We start from the raw sequence: 21430 nt of genomic DNA on the forward strand, positions 1-21430 counted from the left end.
CTTGTCCGAGGTCCAGGATAGGGTGCCCGTGCGTTCCCGCCGGACCGCGGGACCCGGCCGCGCCGTGCGCGGACCGGCCGCCCTTCACGACGCGACACCTGCCGGGAGGGCGCGCTGGGCTAACCTAGAGCAGTGACTTACGAGATCGAGATCGGCCGAGGCAAGCGCGGACGCAGGGCATATTCGCTGGACGACGTGGCGGTGATGCCCTCCCGCCGCACCCGGGATCCGCTCGACGTCTCCGTGCAGTGGCAGATCGACGCCTACCAGTTCGAGATGCCGGTCGTCGCGGCCCCCATGGACTCCGCGATGTCGCCCGCCACCGCGATCGCGATGGGCCGGCTCGGCGGCCTCGGGGTCCTCAACCTGGAGGGTCTGTGGACCCGCTACGAGGATCCGCAGCAGGCCCTGGACGAGATCGCGGGCCTGAGCACGGAGAACTTCAGCCCGGCGGCCACCCGCCGCATGCAGGAGATCTACGAGGCCCCGATCCAGGCCGACCTCATCACGAGCCGCCTCGCCGAGATCCGCGAGGCCGGGGTGACCGTCGCCGGATCGCTCACGCCGCAGCGCACCCAGCAGTTCTACAAGACGGTCCTCGCGGCCGGCGTCGACATCTTCGTCATCCGCGGCACCACGGTGTCCGCCGAACACGTCTCGAAGAACGAGGAACCGCTCGACCTCAAGAAGTTCATCTACGAACTCGACGTCCCCGTGATCGTGGGCGGCGCGGCCGGCTACACCCCGGCACTGCACCTGATGCGCACCGGTGCGGCCGGCGTGCTCGTCGGCTTCGGTGGCGGCGCGACGACGACGACCCGCCGCGCCCTCGGCATCCACTCGCCGCTCGCCTCCGCCATCGCCGACGTCGCCGGAGCGCGGCGCGACTACATGGACGAGTCCGGGGGGCGCTACGTCCACGTCATCGCCGACGGCGGCATGGGCGCCAGCGGCGACATCGTCAAGGCCATCGCGATGGGCGCCGACGCCGTCATGCTCGGTTCCGCGCTCGCCCGCGCCGAGGAGGCGCCCGGCAAGGGATGGCACTGGGGCCAGGAGGCCCACCACCCGGAACTGCCGCGCGGCGACAGGGTCAACATCGGTACCGTCGGGCCCCTGCAGGAAGTGCTGTGGGGACCGTCCCACCACACGGACGGCACCTCGAACCTGATCGGGGCGCTGCGGCGGGCGATGGCCACCACCGGGTACTCGGATCTGAAGGAATTCCAGCGGGTGGAGGTAGTCCTCTCGCCCTACGTCTCGGTCGACTGAACCCCGAAAGGCACCCCGTGAGCGAGAAGCCGCTCGATCCGCACGACGCCGACCTCACCACGCCCGACCTCGTGATCCTCGAGATGGAGGCGACCTCCAAGGAGGAGGCCGCCGCCCAGCTCGCGGGACGGCTGTACGACGCCGGCAGGCTCTCGGACCTCCAGGCCTTCCTCGACCAGGTCAACTCCCGCGAGCACCAGATGGCGACGGGACTGCCCGGCGGCGTCGGCTTGCCGCACGCACGCAGCGAGTACGTCAACCAGACCTCCATCGCCGTCGGGGTGACGCGCTTCGGGTACAGCCTCGACTTCGGCGCCGTGGACGGTCCCGCCACCCTCGTCCTCCTCATGGCCACACCCGCGCAGTCCTTCTCGGAGCACCTGGAGGTCCTCGCGACGATCGCCCGCAGCCTGTTCAAGGAGAACTTCCGGGAGTCGCTGCGCCGTGCCCACGACGCCGAGGTGATCTCCGAACTGATCAACTCCTCGCTGGTGTTCCACAACCACTAGCGGCGAGCCCGCGGGCGGCTACTCGCTCCGCCACGAATGCCACAGGGACGCGTACGCGCCGTCGAGCGCGAGCAGGTCCTCGTGCGAGCCGAGCTCGGTGATCCGCCCGTCCTCGACGACGGCGACGCGGTCGGCGTCGTGCGCCGTGTGCAGCCGGTGCGCGATGGCGATCACGGTCCGTCCCTCGAGGACCGCGCTGAGCGATCGTTCGAGGTCGCGGGCGGCCTGCGGATCGATCAGGGACGTCGCCTCGTCGAGCACCAGGGTGTGCGGGTCGGCGAGGACGAGCCGCGCCAGCGCCAGTTCCTGGGCCCGCGCCGGACTCAGCTCGAACGCCCCCGAGCCCACCTCCGTGTCCATGCCCTCGGGCAGCTGCTTCACCCAGTCGAGCGCCCCGACGCTGCGCAGGGCGTCCTCGATCTCGCCGTCGCCCGCGTCCGCCCGGCCGAGGCGCACGTTGTCGGAGACGGAGCCGACGAACACGTGGTGTTCCTGCGTCACGAGCGCCACCTCGCGGCGCAGGTCGTCGAGCGGCCGGTCCACGAGCGGCACGCCGCCCACCGTGACGGAGCCCGACGTCGGCGGGTGGATCCCGGCGATCAGGCGCCCCAGCGTCGACTTGCCGGCCCCCGAGGGCCCGACGACGGCGAGGCGCTCGCCCCGCACGAGCGTGAGGTCGACGCCGTGCAGCACGTTGTGCCCGGGGCGGTAGGCGTACGTCGCGGCCGACACGACGATGTCCTCGTTCGCCGGTTCCGCCGTCGTCGCCTCCCGGTCCGGCTCGACCCCCTTGATGCCGACGATCCGCGCCAGCGACGCGGCGCCCACCTGGATCTCGTCGGTCCACATGATGAGCAGGTCCACCGGGTCGATCAGGCGTACCGCGAACAGGGCCACCGCGGCCACGGCTCCGGGGGTGACGAGGCCCTGGCCGGCGAGCCAGCCGCCCCAGAGGAGGACGGCGGCGGCGGGCAGCCAGAAGGCGACGTCCGCGGCGGGGAACAGGACGGAGCGCAGCCACAGCGTGTAGCGCTCCGCCCGGTAGCTGCTGCCGAGGGCGTCGTCGAGGTCCGCGCGGCGCAGCCCGCCGAGGCTGAGGGCGTCCACCGTGCGGGCGCCCTCGATGGTCTCGGTGATCGTCCCGTTCACGACGGCGTAGGTCTCGCGTTCGCGCATGTACCCGCCGGCGCTGCGCCGCAGGTACCAGCGCGTGACGGGCCAGAGCAGGGGCAGTCCCACGAGGAGGGCCAGCGACAGGACCGGGGAGGTGACGACGGCGGCGCCGAGCGTCAGGACGATGGTCACCACCGAGACGACGACCTGCGGCACGCCGAAGCGCACCGTGTGGGACACGGCGTCGATGTCGTTGGTGGTGCGGGCCACGAGGTCGCCCGTGCCCGCCGTCTCCACCGTGGACAGGGGGAGTGCCGTGACGTCCTCCATGAAGTCCTCGCGCAGTTCGGCGAACACGCGTTCGCCGAACACCATGCCGGACCGGACGGCGTACCGGCGCAGCACCGACTGCACCGCCAGGAACGCGAGCATCCCGGCCGATACGGTCGCGACGAAGCCGGGCGTCGTGCCCGCCGCGAGTGCGTCGACGAGGATCCCGAGCAGCAGGGGGCCGGCGAGCCCGGCGACGGCCGATCCGACGTACAGGGCGATCACCGCTCCGAGGCCCCGCCGGTGATGGCGGATCAGGCGGAAGGCTTCGTCGCGGACCGTGGCCGGCGCGGCGACGGGAAGTACGGCCGTGCTACTCACTGCGGATCACCACATCCCGATAGGCGGGGTTGCCGGCCATGAGGTCCGTATGGCTGCCCTGCGCGGCGACGCGGCCGTTCTCGAGGAAGACGACGCGGTCCATGCTGCGCAGCAGGAGCGGGCTCGCGCTGACCAGGACGGTCGTCCGGCCGTCTTGGCGCCGCGCCCCGGCCAGCCGGGACGCGATGCGCTGCTCCGTGTGTGCGTCGACGGCGCTCGTCGGCTCGACCAGGACGAGGTTCTCGGCCCCCGTCAGATAGGCGCGGGCCAGGACGAGGCGTTGCCGCTGACCCCCCGAGAAGCCCCGACCCCGTTCCGTCACCGCGTGGTCGAGGCCGCCGTCGAGGCCGTCCAGGATGTCGAGGGCGCTCGCGGCCCCGAGGGCCGCGAGGATCGTGCCGTCGTCGTGCCTGCCGTGCGGGTCGAGCTGCCGGCGCAGCGGCCCGCTGAAGAGCTGGGGGCTCGCCTCGCTGACCACGATGCGCCCGCGGACGGCAGCGAGCGGCACATGCCGCAGGTCGGCGGTGCCCCACCGGACACCCGCCTCCTCGAGGACGGCGTCCTCGAAGCGGCCGAGGCGCGTGACGGCGTCGGTCGCCTCCGCGGGGTCCTTCGAGACGACCGCGGTCAGCAGGCCGGGTTCGACGACGACGCCGGAGCGCTCGTCGACGAGGACGGAGCCCGACGGCGGGGCGGGGACCGGCGTCGTGGTGTCGGCGACATCCGCCTGGACCGCGAGCACCGCGAGGATCTTGCGGGCGCCCACGTGCGCGCGGATGAAGCGCGCCACGGAATCGGCCGCCGCCCGGATGGGCGTCATCAGGAAGATCGAGAAGCCGTACAGGGCCACGAGTTCGCCGGCTGTGATGTCGCCCGAGAGCACCAGGGACGCCCCGACCCACGTGAACACCACGCTGAAGGTGCCCGCGATGAAGACCTGCGACGCCTCGAGGTCCGCGAGGGAATGCGCCACGCGGATGCCCGAATCGCGGGTCCGGGCGGATTTCGCCCGGTACCGGTCCACGAAGATGTGCTCGCCGCCGATGCCGCGCAGGACGCGCAGCCCGGCCACGGTGTCCGCGCCGACCGCCGTCATCCTGCCGGACGCCTCGCGCTGCTCGCGCTGCCGCGCCTGCAGGGGGCGCACCACGAACAGGAGCAGTCCGCAGCACACGGGGACGCCCGCGAGCACCACGACGCCGAGCACGGGCGAGGTCTGCCAGATCAGGACCGTCACCACGAGCCACGCCGCGGCCGCGCCGGCGAGACGCGTCAGGACCTCGTAGACCTCGCCGACGCGGAAGGCGTCGGAGGCCGCCGTGGAGACGACCTCCCCCGTGGGCAGCGCCGCGGGCAGCGCATCGCCGGTCCTGCTGATCGTGTGGCCCACGAGGCGGACGGAGCGGAACGCGGCCTGCATCCAGTTGCTGACCCCGGCGCGGTGCGTGGCGGTGTCGGAGACCGCCTGGACCACCATGAGGCCGAGCAGGACGCCGGCCCAGGCGACGAGCGCCGGATAGTCCGCGCCGATCACGCCGTCGTCGATGGCCCGGCCGAGCACGAAGGGCATGACGGCCTGCGATGCCATCCACACGGTACCGAGCAGGATCCCGGCGGCCAGGGTCGCCTTCTGGTGGCCCGCGAGCCACAGCAGGTAGCGCGCAGGCGAGCGCAGATCCGGGGGACCGGTGAGGGGGTAGGGATAGGAGCGCACGAGGATCAAGCGTAGACCGTATCCGGGCCCAGTGATAGAGATATCCCAATCAGTTTTTCCGGCCGCGTCCGGAGGGCTCCGGCGCGGGCGCCATTCGTTGTTCTACACAGGCACGAAGTACCGTTAAGGGGTGTTGAAGACCGCGCTCAAGCCTCGATGGATCCTTCTGCTGATCCTCGCGATGGCGATCGCCTCGGTCTTCGTGCTCCTCAGCCAGTGGCAGTTCAACTCCTCGCGGCAGGCCCCACCGCCTGCGCCGAGCGCCACCGAGGACGTACGGCCCCTGGCCGACGTCCTCCAGCCCCTCACCCCCCTGTACGCCTCCGGCGCCGACCAGATGGTCTCGCTCGACGGCGATTTCCTGCCGGACACCCGCACCTTGGTCCAGGACCGCCTGCGCGACGGCGAGGACGGTCTCTGGGTGATCCAGGCGTTCGCCGTCGACGGCGCGGAGGCCGGGGGCGCCGCGCAGGGTGCCGTCATCCCGATCGTGCTCGGCTGGTTGCCCGCGGCGGAGGACGTCGCCTCCCTGCCCGAGCAGGACGGCCCGGCCGCCGTCGTCGGACGCCTCCTGCCGCCCGAGGCGCCCCTGGTGCAGCGGCCCGTCGAAGGCCAGGTCCCCTCGCTGTCCACGGCCGAGCTCGCCAACCGGTGGGACGTGCGCGCCTATGCGGCCTTCGTGGTGGCGACGACGGTCACCGCCGGGGGAGCGGACGTGCCCTTCGCTGCCGGCATGCAGCCGGTGGTCGTCGGTCCGCAGCCGCAGGAGACGCCGATCAACTGGCTCAACATCTTCTACGCGATCGAGTGGTTCGTGTTCGCGGGCTTCGCGTTTTTCCTGTGGTGGCGCCTCGTCGCCGACGACCACCGCCGCGCGCTGGAGGACGCCGCCGACGCCGCCGAGGAGGCAGGGACCCAGCCCGCGTCCGGCACCCCGTCCGATCCGACGCCTGCATCAAGCTCCGAGATGAGACCCGACACCGAAGGCGGAACGCACCGTGACTGAGCCAGCTCTCGACCCGACCACCGGACCGGGCCGCCCGCCCGCCACGGGCACCCCGAAGCGGCGGTTCGGCGGCACGCATGCCCAGATCCGCTCCGCCCTGACGTTCTACAAGGTCCTCGCGTACGCGACGGGTGTCATGCTCCTGCTCGTCGTCGTGGAGATGGTCGCCAAGTACGGGTTCGGGACGGAGATCGTCGCCGGAGGAGGCGCGCCCCTGCAGTTCCTGCCCGAAGCCGTCGCGCAGACGGCCGGGGGACTGAATCTCTCGACCACCGTGCTGATCGTCCACGGCTGGCTGTACGTGGTCTACCTCATCGCCGACTTCCGCCTCTGGCAGATCATGCGCTGGCCCTTCGGCCGCTTCGTCCTGATCGCGCTCGGCGGCGTGGTGCCGCTGCTGTCGTTCGTCGTCGAGAAGCGGATCCACCGTCAGGTGGAGGAGGACCTGGCGGCCCACCCCGAGGCCGCGTCCCGCTACTGAGCGGCTTCACAGAGGCCCGCTGATGCGGTCCGGCCCGCGTCCGCGGACTATTGTTGACGGGTGACTACACCCGAGAACGGCTCCGAACACCGACCTGTCCTCGTCGTGGACTACGGCGCACAGTACGCCCAGCTGATCGCGCGCCGGGTCCGCGAGGCCGACGTCTACTCCGAGATCGTGCCGCACACCCTGAGCACGCAGGAGATCCTCGCGAAGAACCCCGCGGCGATCATCCTCTCCGGCGGGCCGTCGAGCGTCTACGCCGAGGGTGCCCCCCGCGTCGAAGCCGACCTGTTCGAGGCCGGCGTGCCGGTGCTCGGCATCTGCTACGGCTTCCAGGCGATGGCGGACGTCCTCGGCGGCACGGTCGCCAGGACGGGCCTGCGGGAGTACGGCTCCACGGACGTGCGTTCCGACGGCGCGGCCCGCTCCATCCTCAGCGGCACCCCCGAGCACCAGAATGCGTGGATGAGCCACGGCGACAGCGTGCAGTCCGCTCCCGAGGGCTTCGAGGTCCTCGCCAGCACCGCCGGTGCGCCCGTCGCTGCCTTCGCGAACGAGGACAAGGCGCTTTACGGCGTGCAGTGGCACCCCGAGGTCAAGCACTCCCAGCACGGCCAGGCCGTCATCGAGAACTTCCTCTTCCGCGGCGCGCGCCTGGCCCCGAACTGGACCACCGGCAACATCCTCGAGGAGCAGGTGCAGCGCATCCGCGAGCAGATCGGCGATGCCCGCGTGATCTGCGGACTCTCCGGCGGGGTCGACTCCGCCGTGGCCGCCGCACTCGTGCAGCGCGCGGTCGGTGACCAGCTCACCTGCGTGTTCGTCGACCACGGGCTGCTGCGAGAGGGCGAGGCCGGGCAGGTGGAGCGCGACTTCGTCGCCGCGACCGGCGTCAAGCTGTACGTCGCGAACGAGCAGCGCCGCTTCCTCGACGCACTGGCCGGCGTCTCCGACCCCGAGACCAAGCGCAAGATCATCGGCCGCGAGTTCATCCGCGCCTTCGAGGAGGCCGAACGGGCCATCATGCGCGAGGCGGAGGCGGACGGCGAGTCCATCCGCTTCCTCGTCCAGGGCACGCTCTACCCCGACGTCGTCGAATCCGGCGGCGGCGAGGGCGCCTCGAACATCAAGAGCCACCACAACGTGGGCGGGCTGCCCGAGGACCTGCAGTTCGAACTCGTCGAACCCCTCCGGGCCCTGTTCAAGGACGAGGTACGCGCCGTCGGCGCCCAGCTCGGCCTGCCGGCGGAGATCGTGGGACGGCAGCCGTTCCCCGGGCCGGGGCTGGGCATCCGGATCGTCGGGGAGGTCACGGAGGAGCGGCTCGAGCTGCTGCGCACGGCGGACGCGATCGCCCGTGCCGAGCTCACGGCGGCCGGGCTCGACAACGAGGTCTGGCAGATGCCCGTGGTCCTGCTCGCGGACGTCCGCAGCGTCGGCGTGCAGGGGGACGGCCGCACCTACGGACACCCCATCGTCCTGCGGCCCGTGTCGAGTGAGGACGCCATGACCGCGGACTGGTCCCGCCTCCCGTACGACCTGCTCGCGCGGATCTCGAACCGGATCACCAACGAGGTGGACGGCGTCAACCGCGTGGTGCTCGATGTGACGAGCAAGCCGCCGGGAACCATCGAATGGGAGTAGTCGCGCTCCGGGGTGGGCATCAGCCCACTCCGGTCCGCCCGGGCCGCGTTGCTATCCGCGGGGTCCGGACGCTTTTCGGATAGCTTGGAAGACATGCCCATCTGGTCGAGATCAGCACGAGACAATGCAGGGAAGAAGGCGGCGGTGCCGGAGCAGGACCAGCGTGACGCGGCGGGAGAGCCGGCGGATCAGCCGCAGCAGGGCCGGCCGGTCGCCGCGCCGGAGCAGCAGCCGGCGCCGTCGCCCGCGGGCCCGGCCGCCCAGGACTTCCTCGAGCCCTGGCTCGAAGGGCTCGGATCGCAGGCCAGCGGGGACACCCTGCTCCACTTCCGGCCCTCCGCCGGGACCAGCATCGACCTGACCCATGCGCACCCCTCGGGCCTCGCACAGCTTCTCGCAGGACGCCGGACGAGGCTGTCCACCCTCCTCCGGGACCCGGTGCAGTACAGCGCTGCCAAGGCGGCCGCCCGCGCCCTCCGCGCCAAGATCTTCGAACTCGGGACCGAACGCGGGATCGACGTCGGCTACCTGGCCGCCGGCACGGCGTCCTGGCGGTCCGTGGACGACTCCGGGCGTTCCCAGACCCTCAACGCCCCCGTGCTCCTGACCGCCGTGTCCCTGACCGTCCACGCGTCGCAGGACGACTACGAGCTCCAGATCACCGAGCAGGCCCGCATGAACCCGGCGCTCGTCCGGCACCTGCGGAACCAGCAGGGCCTGCAGGTCGACCCGGCGGGTATCGCTCGCCTCGCCTACGGGACAGCCCGGTTCGACCCGCATCCGGTCCTCGAACGCATGCGTGTGCTCAGTGAGGGCGTACGCGGCATGTCGGTGGAGCACCGCATCCTCGTGTCGACCTTCGCCGACCTCGCCGGGGTGAGGGGCGATCCTGCCCTGCGCCCCGAGCACCCCGTGCTGGCGGCGCTCATGGCGTCGGCGCGCGGTGACGAGGAGGCCGCCGCGTCGCTCACGACGGCGGCCGACGGACTCTCGTTCCCGGCACCCGACGAGCGTGATCCCCAGGACGAGCTCCTGATCCTCGACGCGGACCGCGCCCAGCAGGAGGTCCTCGACCTCGCGTCCGCCGGCGTGAGCGTCGTCGTGGCCGCTCCGCCCGGGACGGGCCAGACCCAGACGGCGCTCAACCTGGCGGCCAGGTCCGCCGCGGCGGGCCGTCGCGTGATCGTCGCCGCCGAGCGCCGGGGCACGCTCAACGAATTCGTCCAGGACCTCGACGGCCTGGACCTCGGCTCCCTCGTGCTCCAGCTCGGCAGCCAGACCGGTCCCGCCCAGCTGCGGGAAGCCGTCATCCGGGCCCTGGTCCGGAACGAGAAGGCGGCCGAACCGTCGCTCGGGACCCTGCACTCCACGCTCAGCGAACACCGGCACCAGCTGATCGAGCACGTGCGCAGCCTGCACAACGTGCGCAGCCGGTGGAGCTGCTCGCCGTACCAGGCGATGCAGTCCCTGGCCGGACTCACCGCGCTCGACCCGGCGCCGTCCACCACGGTGCGCCTCAAGCGCAGCGTCCTCGACTCCATCCCCGACCGTCGGGAGCTCACGGAACGCCTCCAGCGGGCCGCGGAACTGGGCAGCTTCAGCAAGGCCTCGACCGAGAGCCCCTGGTACGGCGCGCAGCTGCTCAATCGCAAGGAGACCGAGCACGCGCACGGCCTCGCCGAGGAGCTCGCCACCGGGATCCCCGCGCTGCGCGGTGAGGTGCAGCGCGTCGCGGAACACTCGCACATCACCCTCGGCGAGAGCTTCAGGGAGTGGGGGGAGCAGCTCGAGCTGCTCGTCGCCGTGCGGGGCAGCCTCGACAAGTTCACGCCGGACATCTTCGACCGCCCCGTGACGGACCTCATCTCGGCCACGGCGCCGTCGGCATGGCGGAAGGAACGCGGCATCGAGATGAGCTCGATGACGCGGTCCCGGCTGCGGCGCGTGGCCAAGGAGTACATCCGGCCGGGCGTCCACATCTCCGACCTCCACAGTTCGCTGCTCGAGGTGCAGGAGCAGCGCACGCTGTGGACGCGGTACGCCCTCACCGAGCGCCACCCCTCCGTGCCGACCGGGCTGGCCGAGATCCACGCCTCCTACCGCGACGTCGAGGGGCGCCTCGCCGAGCTCACCGCCATCCTGCGGCCCACGGCGGAGCACCCGGACCTCGCCGGACTGGCCCTGGACGGCCTCGAGGCCCTGCTGCGAGACCTCGCCGCGGACAAGGACACGCTGGAGACGCTGCCCGAGCGCACGCTGCTCCTCGACGAGATGCGCGAGCAGGGCCTCGCGGAACTGCTCACCGACCTCGCAGCCCGGGAGGTGCCCGCCGACCGCGTGGGCTCCGAGCTCGAGCTCGCCTGGTGGCAGTCCGCCCTCGAGGCCATGATCAGCGGGGACGACTACCTCGCGATGTCGGACGGTGCGAGCCTCCGCAAGCTGGAGGCCGAGTACCGGCTCGCGGACAACGCGCACATCGCCTCCGGATCCGCCCGGGTCCGCTGGATCCTCGCGGACCGCTGGCGTGCCGCGGTCGAGGGCCACCCCGAGGACGCCGCACGGCTGCGCCAGGAGCTGAAGGACGGCACCCTGACCCTGGAGGTCTTCGCCGCCCTCCACCGCGACCTCGTGGCGGCGCTCCTGCCCATCTGGGCCGTGAGCCCGCTGACCGTCCGGGGCGCGGTGCCCGGGGACTACCGGTTCGACACCGCCGTCATCCTCGACGGCGAGTCGATGTCCCTGCAGAGCGCGGTGCCGTGTGTGGCCCGCTCCTCGCAGACCGTGGTCTTCGGCGACGACCGCCTGGCCGCTCCCACCCGCTTCAGCATCGAGGTGCAGTCCGCCGACCGCGCCTCGGCCCTCGAGCCCCTGCCCAGCGCCTTCGACGCGCTGCGTTCGGTCCTGCCCGTGCGCGGACTGACCGAGGTGTACCGCGGTGTGGACCGCGGCCTGGGGACCTACCTGAGCGAATCGTTCTACGACGGGAAGCTCACCCGCCTGCCGCAGGCCTCCGAGGTCACCGGGGAGGGCCGCGGACTCGTGGTCGAATACCTTCCGAACGGGACCGGGATGCCGAGCTCCGAGCACGACGGCGTGGAGAGCGTCGACGTCGAGGTCAATCGGGTCGTCGAACTCGTCTTCGAGCACATCCGCCGCCGTCCGGGCGTCTCCCTCGCCGTGGTCACCGCCAGTGCCCGGCACGCCGCGCGGGTCGGGGAGGCCATCCGCCTGCAGATGGCGGAGTTCCCCTGGGCCGCCGGGTTCTTCACGCCGGGCCGGGAGTCCTTCCGGGTGGTGCCGGTGGAACGCGCCGGAGGCCTGGTCCGTGACGACATCATCTTCTCGCTCGGCTACGGCCGCACCCCCCACGGGCGTACCCTGCACTCCTTCGGACCGCTGTCGGGTCCCGACGGGCGCCGCAACTTCGTGATGGCCATGACGCGTGCCCGCCGGCTGCAGCACGTGCTCACCTGCTTCGAGCCCTCCGACCTCGACCCCGACCGCCTCACCGCCGGCGCCCTGGACTTCTTCGAGCTGCTCCAGCGCGAACTTGGCGGCGACGCCGGCCGGAGCAGACCCACGTCCGGAAGCAACGAGGACCCCCTCGTCGCGGACCTCGTGGACCGGCTGCGGCACCGCGGCGCCGAGGTGTGGGACCACTATGCGGGTGTCCTGGACATCGTCGCGGTGCGGCCCGCCGACCTCCGGGCGGACGGGAGCGCCGCTGCCGCGCAGGACGAACGGCCCGCACCGCTGGCCATCGAATCGGACGGCACCGGCCGCTACAAGTCCATGTCCGTGCGGGAGCGCAGCAGGCTCAGGCCCCAGATCCTCGAACGCAGTGGGTGGCGCTACATGCCGCTGTGGACCATCGAGGTGTTCACGGACCCGGACGGCTGCGCGGAGCGCGCATCGGCGCTCATCGGGCTGCCGCCCCGCGATCATGCAGACCAACCGACGCCACGGAAGGACGCCGACAGGATGAGCCGCGACGACCAGCAGCCGGACCGCGGCGCCGCCGCGGGCCAGGCGTCCCCGAAGGATTCGGGGCCGGCCATCCCGGCGACCGCGGGGGAGGACGACCCGCGAGCCTGGGGCGACACCCCCGATGATCACGACGCGTGGCTCAAGGAGCAGCGGCCGCCGCACTGGGGCTGAGCGCGGCATCCGGCGGCACAAGGGGACGGCGGGACGGCGGAGACGCGCGCTCATGAGCCGGTGGTGAGGACGAGGTGCACGTCCCCGGCGCTGGAGGCTCCGGCGAGCGTCGCGGCGTCCTCCGGGCCGGCCGCGACGACGACGAGCCCGCCGTCGTCCCCGGCACCGGGCCACGTCCCGCTGCCGGCCTCCGGCGCGGTCCACAGGACGGCGACCGACCGGGCGAGGACCGTCGAGTCGCCCGGGACGTCGAACCCGTTGCCCGTACTGAGGATCACGTCCACGCGCTGCCCGGGGGCCAGGAGCTGGACGGTGGCGGCATCGACCGGACGGAGCGGGACCGCCACGGTGCCCTGCGCCATCCCCGTCAGCAGGCCGTCGCCGACGAAGGCGGTCCCGGAGAGCGGGAAGCCTTCCGGCAGGGGCGTGGCCAGCTGCCGACCCACCACCTCGTCGGCGCGGCGCAGGGTGCCGGCGACGACGGCCTGGTCGGGGACCCGGACGATCGCCACGTCGGCGTCCGTGAGGACGGTCCCGACGGCGAGGTCGCGGGCCGCACTGACGACCGGCGTCGTCGGGTAGTCCTCGCCGACGATCGCCTCGACGGCGACGCCTGCGGCAGCACACAGGAGGAGACACGCGAGGAGCCTCCGGCGTCGATGCAGCATCCGGTGGAGGCGGTGCCTGAGAGGGGCGCCCCGGGGGCGGCGGACGGTGTGCATGGACCGACGCTAGGCGGTGGTGTCCCGCCCGACGGGCCGTGCCGCTGCTATGTGGACATCAGCCGGCATCCGCGGCCGTGCACGGATGACGGTCCGACGGTCAGGAGGCGGCGCGGTCGGCGCCCGCCGAGGCCGGGGCAGCTCCGGAGGAGGAGCCGGCGGACGCGCCGGCGGTGCTCGGCACGCTGGAGGACTCCGAGGACCCCGACGACGGCACGGCGGGAGGGGCGGGTGATTTCGCATCCGTGCTCGACTTCGTGTCGCGGGAGTCGTTGCGGTAGAAACCCGAGCCCTTGAAGACCACGCCCACGCTGTTGAACTTCTTCCGCAACGCGCCGTCGCACATGGGGCAGACGGTCAGGGAGTCGTCGGAGAAGGACTGCTGGATATCGAAGGTGTGGCCGCAGTCCTTGCAGGCGTAGGCGTACATGGGCATGGAGATCCTCCTGGACAGGCTTCGTGGTCACCGGCAGGCACGCTTCCAGCACACGCTGTTGGCACTCTCCGGGGTCGAGTGCCAGTCTACACCGGCGGGCGGCGTGTCCGGGTGTCCAGCACCCCGTCGGCGGTGAAGACGCCCTGGAGGGGCTGGTCGTAGGGCTCGGCCGGGATGGCGCCCGCGGGCAGGACCTCGGAGCGGTAGACCGCGCCGAGCCGGGGGACCGCGTCCGGCCGACCGAGCGGATGCCGCGCCAGGAAACGGTCGTAGTAGCCGCCGCCCTGACCGATCCGGTGCCCGGAGCGGTCCACGGCGAGGGCTGGGACGAGGACGAGGGCGACGTCCGGCAGGTCCTCGAACGCCTGCCGTGGCCCGGTGGGCTCGAGCACCGGGGCGCGAACGGAGCGCCGGAGCGGGACGCCGGGGGCCCAGGCGGTCCAGGACAGCTGGTACCCGGGCTCGCAGACGGGGACGGCCAGGCCGTAGCCGAGACGGTGCAGGTCGCGGAGCAGCGGCGCGGTGTCCGGCTCCGGGTCGAGGCCGAGATAGGCGGCGATCGTGGGGCGGCGGGATGCCGGGTCCGCGGCCCGGCCGGCGGTCCCCCCGAGGTACTGCGTCACGACGAAGGCCAGCGCCTCCGACTGCCGCTGCCGGTCGACCGGGTCCAGCGCGGCGCGGGCCTCCCGGAGCGATCGGCGCAGCCGGGCCTTGTCCGGGCCGGCAGCTGCTGCGGGCCTGGTAGCACGAGGAGAAGAGCTCATTCCACCATTGTGCCGATCGCCCGGGAAACGGGGGCCCGTTATGTAGTGTGGTTCCCATGACTTTGCGATCACGCGTGACTAAGGCCGTCATTCCCGCGGCCGGGCTGGGAACCCGCTTCCTTCCCGCAACCAAGGCGATGCCGAAGGAGATGCTCCCCGTCGTCGACAAGCCCGCCATCCAGTACGTGGTGCAGGAGGCCGTGGACGCCGGCCTGTCCGACGTCCTGATGATCACCGGGCGTAACAAGCGCGCCCTCGAGGACCACTTCGACCGCGTCCCCTTCATCGAGCAGACCCTCGAGGACAAGGGCGATCACGACAAGCTCGCCGCGGTGCGGCGCCCCTCGGAACTCGGCGACATCCACTACCTGCGCCAGGGCGACCCGAAGGGTCTCGGCCACGCCGTGCTGCGCGCCCGGCTGCACGTCAACAACGAGCCGTTCGCCGTCCTGCTCGGCGACGACCTGATCGACGAGCGCGATCCCCTGCTGGAGACCATGATCGAGGTGCAGGCGAAGACCGGCGGGTCCGTCATCGCCCTGATCGAGGTGGATCCCCAGCAGATCAGCGCCTACGGCTGTGCGGACATCACCGAGATCGACGGCGAAGGCCACGTCCGTGTGAACCAGCTCGTCGAGAAGCCCGCCGTCGAGGACGCGCCGTCGAACCTCGCCGTGATCGGCCGCTACGTCCTGCACCCCCGCGTGTTCGACGTCCTCGAGACCACCGCACCGGGCCGCGGCGGCGAGATCCAGCTGACCGACGCCCTGCAGACCCTGGCGAGCGCCGAGGGCGAGGGATCCGGTGTCTACGGTGTGGTGTTCCGCGGCCGCCGTTACGACACGGGCGACAAGCTGAGCTACCTGAAGGCCGTGGTGACGCTCGCATCGGAGCGCGAGGACCTCGGTCCGGACCTCCGTGCCTGGATCAAGGACTTCAGCAAGAACATCCCCGAGTAGTCCGCCGTGTGGTCGGCAACCAGCTGGCCCGTGAACCTCAGGACCGGATCCCTGGTCCTCAGGCCCATCCGCCACAGGGACAAGGCAGCCTGGACGGCGTTGCGGCAGCGCAACGCCGCCTGGCTCGCGCCCTGGGAGGCCTCCAACCCGGACCCGGAAGGCTTCCTGCCCACCTACCACCAGATGGTGCGCTCCCTGACGTCCCAGGCGCGTGCCGGTGTGGCGCTGCCGTTCCTCATCACGGAGCAGCAGCCCGGATCCCGGGATGCGCGGCTCGTGGGACAGCTCACCGTCTCGGGCATCACCTGGGGCTCGGCGATGACGGCGACGCTCGGCTACTGGGTCGACGCCGAGCGGGCCGGCCGGGGGATCGCACCGACGGCGGTGGCGCTGGCGACGGACTACTGCTTCCGGGATCTCGGGCTCCACCGGATGGAGATCAACATCCGCCCCGAGAACCGGGCGAGCCTGCGCGTCGTGGAGAAGCTGCACTTCCGCGACGAGGGCCTGCGCCCGCGGTTCCTGCACATCGCCGGACAGTGGGCCGACCACAGGAGTTTCGCGCTGACGGCCGAGGACGTGCCACGGGGTCTGCTCGGTCCCTGGCTCGAGAGCCGGGGCCCGCACTAGCCCCAGGCGGAGCCGTGGATGCCGATGGGGGCATATCCGCCGCCGACACACCGGCCCCAATGCCGGAGCCGGGCAGCATGTGCTTCTACGGTTCTGAGTGTGGTCTTCTCCCTGGATAGTTCGTTGGTACTCGCGGCAGTCGTCGGCATGTGGCTGCTGTGGGTGGCGCCGTCCCTCCTCGGCAGGACCACACCGGCGCTCGCCGGGACCAGACGCCCGACGCCGACAACCGGGAGCCGCCGTCCCGGGGGGAGCATGATGACGATGACCGAGCACCAGGACGATGCACGCCACCCGGACACCCCCTGGGCCACGTCCGGGCCGACGCCGGGCACTCCAGCGGTCTCGGCCGGCACGGCGTCCGGTCGCCAGTCCTTCACTCCGCGCCCGGGGCGCCTGGCCGTCGCCCTGGCCGGCGCCCTGTGCCTCGTCGGCACGCTGGTGACCCTCGTGCTCGGCGCGATCGGCGTCGTGTCCCTCCTCGTCCCGCTGGCCTGCCTCGCCGGGACGGTCGCGTCCGTCGCGGTCCTCAGGCTGCTCGCCGTGCGCGCGCGGCGGGACCGTGTGAACCGCGCGTTCGCCGACGCCATGGCCCCGGTCCGCAAACCCGCCCCCGAGGAAGCGTCCCGGCCGGCCCCGATGGTTCCGGCGCGCCCCACCGCGCCGACGCGTCCTACCGTCCTGTTCGACGCCGAGGACACCTCCGAGCGCCCCCTCACCGCGATGGAGCAGCGGACGGCCGCCCTCGCCGGTGCCCACGGCTCATCCGTCGTGCAGGTCCGTGACGCCGGGCCGGCCGAGGACGGACGGACCGTGCCGCCCACCGAGGCGGGCGTCGCCGCGCCCATGCCGGGATCCGCGGCCTGGGCCCCGGTCGAGGTACCCCGCCCCACGTACGTCGGTGCCGCGAAGGCCGAACGCCAGGCCCCCGCCCCCCTGGACCTGCCGGAAGCCCCGAAAGCCGCGTCGAAGACGCCCATCAAGGCCTCGGAAGCCGCTGCCCGTGTCGCGGCCGGCGCTGCCGGTACCGCGGACGCCGCTGACGCCGCTCCCGCGCACGACGCCGCCCCCGCGACGGGCCGCATCAATCTCGACGACGTGCTGCAGCGCCGGCGCGCCTGACGACCCCGACATGCCCCCGGCTGCGACGACGGACCTGCGCCCGTAGGGCCCGTCCGGCGATCGCATGAGGGCACGGGACGCACGCATCATCCGGGAGCAGGACGCCATCGCGTTCCTGGGTTCGGACGCGCCGGGGGATCTCCTGCGGCGTGTCCTCGCCGATGCGGGATGGGAGCTCGGCACCTGGCGGCTCGCCTCCCTGCATCACCGTCCCGGAGCGGGGGCCACGGGCGTCTTCTCCGTCGAGGTCGCCCCGCCCGGCGGCGCAGGGTCCGGCCGCGGCATGCCGCCCGGGCCCGCCCCCACCCACGCGTGCATCACCTCCTGCGCGCTCCCGCACCCGCCCGGCGGAGTCACCGTGGTCCACCGGCGCGGCGCCGACACCCTCTCGGGATGGGCGCACCCCGGGGATCCGCTCCTGCCGGGTCTCCCCTCGGCCCTCGACCCGGCAGCCGTCACGCCGTTCGCCTTCGGGCCCGGGTACGAGGCGGATGCGACGGTGCTGGAACTCAGGAGCTACCGCCCGATGCGCCGTGCGGTGGTGCTGGCACGGAACGGGGAGGAGCGCCGCTATCTCAAGGTGCTCCGGCAGCACGCGGCGGGGCCCCTGGCGGAACGGCACCGGATGCTGCGGGCCGCCGGGGTCCCCGCCCCCGCCCTCGCCGCCGGGCCGGTGCAGGACGTCGTCGCCATGCACGCGGCTCCCGGCACGCCGCTCGCGGAACTCCTCCTGCGCGACGGCGCGGCCGGCGTCGAGCCCGACGCGCTGCTGCAGGTCCTCGCCTCGCTGCCCGCCGCGGTCCTGGGGCTGCCCGCGCGCCCGCCGTGGTCGGCGAGGGTCCGGGACTACGGGGAGGGAGCCGCCGCGGCGCTGCCGGGGGAGGCCGAGCGCATCCGCCGCCTCGCCGCCGACATCGACGCCGTGGTCCGCGCCAGCGACGGCGGCCCCCTCGTGCCGACGCACGGGGACTTCTACGAGGGGAACCTCCTGATCACGGACGGATCGGTGTCCGGGCTCCTGGACGTCGACGCGCTCGGGCCGGGGCACCTCGTGGACGACCTCGCCTGCTTCCTCGGCCACCTCGCCGTCCTGCCCGCGCTGCACGCAGGATATGCCCAGGTGCCGCACGCCCTGCTCCGCTTCCTGCGGGCCTTCGACCGCCGCGTCGACCCCGTGGCACTCCGGAGCCGCGCGGCCGCCGTCAGCCTCACGCTCGTCGCCGGAGCACGACGCCGCGCGGAGGACGGGGACGGCACGGCGGGCGCTGACGGCGCCAGGGGCGGCGCACCCGAGGCCGTGTCCCGCCTGGAGGTCGCCGAGCAGTTCCTGGCGGAGGCGCAGCGACTCCGGGGAGGGACCCGCCCCGGCCGCACCCGGTGACCCGGAGGGGTCCTCAGTCCGGTGCGGGAACGCCGACCCGGGTGCTCATCTGCAGGACCGGCGTCCCGTCCTCGTCGGCGAGCTCGAGCCGGACGGTCACGTCCACGCCGGCGAGGGAGGTCAGGTGGGTCCCGCCGCAGGGGATCCCGGCCCGTTCCCCGGGCAGGTCGCAGACCCAGCGGCGGCGGTCGGTGAGTCCGGGGCCGTCCGCCGCGATGCTGATGGGGGCTCCCGTGGCCGTCCATCCCGCGAGCGTCGTGTTCACCGCCTCGGCCGTGGCCCGGGTGTCGAGGCCCTCGACGGAGAAGCCCTTCCGTCGGAGGGACTTGCCGAGGCGGTACCGGTCGAGGGACCCGAACTCGCCGATCACCGTCGTGTCGATCGCCAGCGCGTCGAAGTTCGGTGCACCGAGGGCGTCGGGCGCCACGTCCTTCTTCCAGCGGCCGGCCAGCGCCCGGTTCAGCGCGAGCGAGGCGAGGTGGCACCCGGTGTGCCCGGCCGACACGGCGGCGCGATGCGCGCCGTCGACCCGCACGACGGCGTCGTCGCCCTCCGCCGGGCCGTCACCCTCCGCGCCCTCGATCAGGTGGACGACGACGAACGCCCATCCCTTGGAGCCCTTGCGGACGGGGGAGTCCGCACCGAGGTGCAGCGTGGCGCCGTCGGTCGCGCCGACGACGCAGTCGGTCACGGCCCAGCGGCGGGCGCCGATCTCGAGGACGCCCCGATCCGCGCCCTGGTCCGGCCAGGCGGAATCCACCGGGTGGAAGGCGGTGGCCTCGAGCAGGACGGCGCGCCGGCCGCCGCGGGCTTCGACGTGCAGGACCCGGGAGGCCGCCTCGGTGGCTCCGGCGGGGTAGGTGACGCGCGTGTCGGTGGTGGGCAGGGTCATGGGGTCTCCTCGACGTGGTTCGTGATTGGGCGTCCCGGTCAGGGGTCCGCGGGACGCTGGGCGAGCCGCTCGAGCAGGGGCTCGGTGCGGTAGGGGATGTGCTCGTGCAGGGCCAGGACGGTCTCGGTGCGGATGACGCCCTTGATCCTCAGGACGGACCGCAGCGCGGCCTGCAGATTGTGGGTGTCGGTGGCCGCGACCCTGCACCAGACGTCGCCCCGGCCGGAGATCTCGTGTACCTCGAGGACCTGGTTCAACGTGCGGAGCCCGGCGATGACGCCGTCGAGCTCGCGGTGGGACACCTCGATGGTGATGAACGCGACGACATCGTAGCCGAGCGACTCCAGGTCCAGTTCACGCCCGCTGCGGCGCAGCGTCCCGGTCCGCAGGAGCCTGCGGAGGCGGCTCTGCGCCGTGTTGCGGGCCACCCCGAGCACCTCGCCCAGCTCGCTGACCTGCGCACGGGGATCCCTCACCAGCTCGAGCAGCAACCGCAGGTCGAGGTTGTCCAGCTTGCTCATCACGCTCACTCCCCATCAGGCGGCCTGCGCCGAGTTGCGCACCGCGCTCAAAAACGGACGCTGCAACACAGCACTGCGGTCAATCCACCCCATCCTAGAGGGGGCCGTGCAGGAGCGTAGCCGTGGAAGCGCCCGTTGCGGGCGCGTGCGAGCGAGGAAAGTGGTGGGATGAGCGTCATCGACGAGCTGCGGATGCGGCCGACGGCGGTCGCGGACCGGAGATGGGACGCATCGCTCGCCGTCCGTCTCGTGCTGGCCGTGACCGTGATCTCGACCCTCCTGATCGGCGCGAACCTCGCGACCCCGCTCTACCCGCTCATCCAGGCCGAGCTCGGGCTGTCGCCCTTCGCCGTCACGGTCGCCTTCGCGTCCTACGTCGTGGCCCTGATCGGCGGTCTCGTCCACGCCGGCCACTGGTCGGACCACATCGGACGCCGGGCCGCCCTCGTCCTCGCCGTCGTCCTCGGGCTCCTCGGTGCCGCCCTCTTCGCCGTCGCCACCTCGCTGCCGATGCTCGCCGCCGGCCGCATGCTCCAGGGCGGCGCCGTCGCCCTGGCGACGGGTGCCAGCGCCGCCGCGCTCCGCGACCTGCTCCCGAGCCGCCCCGACTGGGCCTCCCGGTTCACCCTCATGGCCTCCGCCGGAGGGGTCGCCGCGGGCCCCGTGATCGGCGGTCTGCTCTCGCTCCTGCCCTCGCCGACGAGGACCCCCTTCGTGGTGTACCTCATCGTGCTCGCGAGCCTCCTGATCCCCCTGGTGCTGCTCCGGGCGCGCCCGGCGATCAAGCCCGCCGTGGAGGGGAGGCCCCTGGCCGCGCTGCGGCCGCGCCGGCCGGCCGTGTCGAAGGAGGCGCGCCGTTCCTTCTGGACGGCGTCGTCCGTCGGGTTCCTCAGCTTCGCGGTGTTCGGGTTCACCCTGAGCCTCGCCCCGACCTGGTTCGCGGGCATCGCCGGGACGACCTCCCGCCCGCTGATCGGCCTCCTCGCCGCTCTCGTGCTCGGCTCGTCCGCCATCAGCCAGCTCGTCTCGCCCCGCGGGCGGTTCGTGGTCCCGGCGGGCCTCGCCGGCATGGCGCTGGGCGTGGGCCTCCTGCCGGTCGCGCAGGCCTCCGGCAGCCTGCCACTGCTCATCGGGGCGTGCGTCGTCGCCGGCTTCGGTCAGGGCATGGCCTTCCGGGTGGTCTTCAACGAGGTGTCCGTCACGGTGGACCCGTCCCTGCACGCGCAGACCGTCAGCGCCGTCTACGTCCTCACCTACCTCGGCAGCGCCGTCCCGGTCCTCGGCCTCGGCGCCGCGGCAGGCGTCTGGGGCCTCGACGCCTCGGTCACCGTCTTCGCGCTGACCATCTGCGCGATCTGCGGCGTCCTCGCCGTGGGCTCCCTGGTCCTCCGGGCCAGGGCCCCGCGCTGAGGCACCGGCCCGGTCCTGCCGCACCGCGGCACCCGCCGGCCT

Annotated in this window: 18 protein-coding genes; 11 read left to right on the top strand and 7 right to left on the bottom strand. The window is 72.8% G+C overall.

From position 1 onward, the window contains the following. Positions 1-132 precede the first annotated feature (132 nt). Together AC4D2E_RS02495 and AC4D2E_RS02500 are read left to right on the top strand one after the other, a co-directional pair. Positions 133-1272, top strand: coding sequence for a GuaB3 family IMP dehydrogenase-related protein (locus tag AC4D2E_RS02495; protein WP_104166164.1), 1140 nt, complete (start codon positions 133-135; stop codon positions 1270-1272). A 17-nt stretch (positions 1273-1289) separates the two neighbouring features. Then, complete coding sequence (locus AC4D2E_RS02500) at positions 1290-1781, top strand: PTS sugar transporter subunit IIA (protein ID WP_104166162.1); 492 nt, start codon at positions 1290-1292, stop codon at positions 1779-1781. An 18-nt stretch (positions 1782-1799) separates the two neighbouring features. Here AC4D2E_RS02500 and AC4D2E_RS02505 read toward each other — a convergent pair whose 3' ends face one another. Both AC4D2E_RS02505 and AC4D2E_RS02510 read right to left on the bottom strand, forming a co-directional pair. Further along, positions 1800-3545 carry an ABC transporter ATP-binding protein gene (locus AC4D2E_RS02505; protein ID WP_490909846.1) on the bottom strand — a complete coding sequence of 582 codons (1746 nt, stop codon included), beginning with the start codon at positions 3543-3545 and terminating at the stop codon, positions 1800-1802. Then, positions 3538-5259, bottom strand: coding sequence for an ABC transporter transmembrane domain-containing protein (locus AC4D2E_RS02510; protein WP_490951558.1), 1722 nt, complete (start codon positions 5257-5259; stop codon positions 3538-3540). Before AC4D2E_RS02510 ends, AC4D2E_RS02505 begins: the two co-directional genes overlap by 8 nt. Positions 5260-5389: 130 nt before the next feature. Here AC4D2E_RS02510 and AC4D2E_RS02515 point away from each other — a divergent pair, with 130 nt between their 5' ends. The 4 genes from AC4D2E_RS02515 (at position 5390) to AC4D2E_RS02530 (ending at position 12551) form a co-directional block, all read left to right on the top strand. Next, positions 5390-6265, top strand: a complete 876-nt coding sequence (locus tag AC4D2E_RS02515) for an SURF1 family protein (RefSeq protein WP_490951559.1) — start codon at positions 5390-5392, stop codon at positions 6263-6265. Then, entirely contained in the window at positions 6258-6746 is a 489-nt protein-coding gene (locus AC4D2E_RS02520) for a DUF3817 domain-containing protein (protein ID WP_490951560.1), read from the top strand. The genes AC4D2E_RS02515 and AC4D2E_RS02520 overlap by 8 nt, the downstream gene beginning before the upstream one ends. Before the next feature lie 60 nt (positions 6747-6806). After that, positions 6807-8393, top strand: a complete 1587-nt coding sequence (gene guaA / locus AC4D2E_RS02525; RefSeq protein WP_490951561.1) for a glutamine-hydrolyzing GMP synthase — start codon at positions 6807-6809, stop codon at positions 8391-8393. 93 nt (positions 8394-8486) lie between these two features. Further along, entirely contained in the window at positions 8487-12551 is a 4065-nt protein-coding gene (locus AC4D2E_RS02530) for a DUF4011 domain-containing protein (RefSeq protein WP_490951562.1), read from the top strand. Positions 12552-12601: 50 nt separating this feature from the next. On the opposite strand, the gene cpaB is transcribed toward AC4D2E_RS02530, so the two are convergent. The 3 genes from cpaB to AC4D2E_RS02545 all read right to left on the bottom strand — a co-directional run bounded on the left by cpaB (position 12602) and on the right by AC4D2E_RS02545 (position 14473). After that, a complete protein-coding gene (gene cpaB / locus AC4D2E_RS02535) occupies positions 12602-13273 on the bottom strand; it encodes a Flp pilus assembly protein CpaB (RefSeq protein WP_490951563.1) in 672 nt (223 codons plus the stop codon). Positions 13274-13373: 100 nt separating this feature from the next. Then, positions 13374-13709, bottom strand: coding sequence for an FmdB family zinc ribbon protein (locus AC4D2E_RS02540; RefSeq protein WP_490951564.1), 336 nt, complete (start codon positions 13707-13709; stop codon positions 13374-13376). A gap of 86 nt (positions 13710-13795) precedes the next feature. Continuing rightward, on the bottom strand, positions 13796-14473 hold the full coding sequence (locus AC4D2E_RS02545) for a 5-formyltetrahydrofolate cyclo-ligase (RefSeq protein ID WP_490951565.1): 678 nt from the start codon (positions 14471-14473) through the stop codon (positions 13796-13798). A 56-nt stretch (positions 14474-14529) separates the two neighbouring features. On the opposite strand from AC4D2E_RS02545, the gene galU reads away from it, so the two are divergent. From galU to AC4D2E_RS02565, 4 genes are all read left to right on the top strand, one after another. Next, positions 14530-15432 carry a UTP--glucose-1-phosphate uridylyltransferase GalU gene (galU, locus tag AC4D2E_RS02550; RefSeq protein WP_104166147.1) on the top strand — a complete coding sequence of 301 codons (903 nt, stop codon included), beginning with the start codon at positions 14530-14532 and terminating at the stop codon, positions 15430-15432. Between the two features lie 6 nt (positions 15433-15438). Then, entirely contained in the window at positions 15439-16062 is a 624-nt protein-coding gene (locus tag AC4D2E_RS02555) for a GNAT family N-acetyltransferase (protein ID WP_490951566.1), read from the top strand. A gap of 123 nt (positions 16063-16185) precedes the next feature. After that, positions 16186-17184 (top strand): hypothetical protein, encoded by a 999-nt coding sequence (locus AC4D2E_RS02560; protein ID WP_490951567.1) that lies wholly within the window; start codon positions 16186-16188, stop codon positions 17182-17184. A 64-nt stretch (positions 17185-17248) separates the two neighbouring features. Further along, the gene (locus AC4D2E_RS02565) at positions 17249-18565 is read left to right on the top strand and encodes a phosphotransferase (protein ID WP_104166141.1); all 1317 of its coding nucleotides are present in this window, start codon (positions 17249-17251) and stop codon (positions 18563-18565) included. A 13-nt stretch (positions 18566-18578) separates the two neighbouring features. Here AC4D2E_RS02565 and AC4D2E_RS02570 read toward each other — a convergent pair whose 3' ends face one another. Together AC4D2E_RS02570 and AC4D2E_RS02575 are read right to left on the bottom strand one after the other, a co-directional pair. Further along, positions 18579-19457, bottom strand: a complete 879-nt coding sequence (locus AC4D2E_RS02570) for an alanyl-tRNA editing protein (RefSeq protein ID WP_490951568.1) — start codon at positions 19455-19457, stop codon at positions 18579-18581. Between the two features lie 38 nt (positions 19458-19495). Then, positions 19496-19978 carry an Lrp/AsnC family transcriptional regulator gene (locus AC4D2E_RS02575; protein ID WP_490952308.1) on the bottom strand — a complete coding sequence of 161 codons (483 nt, stop codon included), beginning with the start codon at positions 19976-19978 and terminating at the stop codon, positions 19496-19498. A gap of 168 nt (positions 19979-20146) precedes the next feature. Between AC4D2E_RS02575 and AC4D2E_RS02580 the strand changes: the two genes are divergently transcribed. Further along, positions 20147-21388: an MFS transporter gene (locus AC4D2E_RS02580; RefSeq protein ID WP_490951569.1), complete on the top strand. Its 1242-nt coding sequence runs from the start codon at positions 20147-20149 to the stop codon at positions 21386-21388. Positions 21389-21430 lie beyond the last annotated feature (42 nt).

The sequence above is a fragment of the Arthrobacter sp. TJ-265 genome (genome assembly GCF_058269135.1).

What these genes read in the sequence shown, in the direction of transcription:
- AC4D2E_RS02545 (WP_490951565.1), bottom strand. Translation starts at nt 14,473, where the DNA reads ATGAGCTCTTCTCCTCGTGCTACCAGGCCCGCAGCAGCTGCCGGCCCG.
- AC4D2E_RS02530 (WP_490951562.1), top strand. Translation starts at nt 8,487, where the DNA reads ATGCCCATCTGGTCGAGATCAGCACGAGACAATGCAGGGAAGAAGGCG.
- cpaB (WP_490951563.1), bottom strand. Translation starts at nt 13,273, where the DNA reads ATGCACACCGTCCGCCGCCCCCGGGGCGCCCCTCTCAGGCACCGCCTC.
- AC4D2E_RS02580 (WP_490951569.1), top strand. Translation starts at nt 20,147, where the DNA reads ATGAGCGTCATCGACGAGCTGCGGATGCGGCCGACGGCGGTCGCGGAC.
- AC4D2E_RS02565 (WP_104166141.1), top strand. Translation starts at nt 17,249, where the DNA reads ATGAGGGCACGGGACGCACGCATCATCCGGGAGCAGGACGCCATCGCG.
- AC4D2E_RS02575 (WP_490952308.1), bottom strand. Translation starts at nt 19,978, where the DNA reads ATGAGCAAGCTGGACAACCTCGACCTGCGGTTGCTGCTCGAGCTGGTG.
- AC4D2E_RS02540 (WP_490951564.1), bottom strand. Translation starts at nt 13,709, where the DNA reads ATGCCCATGTACGCCTACGCCTGCAAGGACTGCGGCCACACCTTCGAT.
- galU (WP_104166147.1), top strand. Translation starts at nt 14,530, where the DNA reads ATGACTTTGCGATCACGCGTGACTAAGGCCGTCATTCCCGCGGCCGGG.
- AC4D2E_RS02570 (WP_490951568.1), bottom strand. Translation starts at nt 19,457, where the DNA reads ATGACCCTGCCCACCACCGACACGCGCGTCACCTACCCCGCCGGAGCC.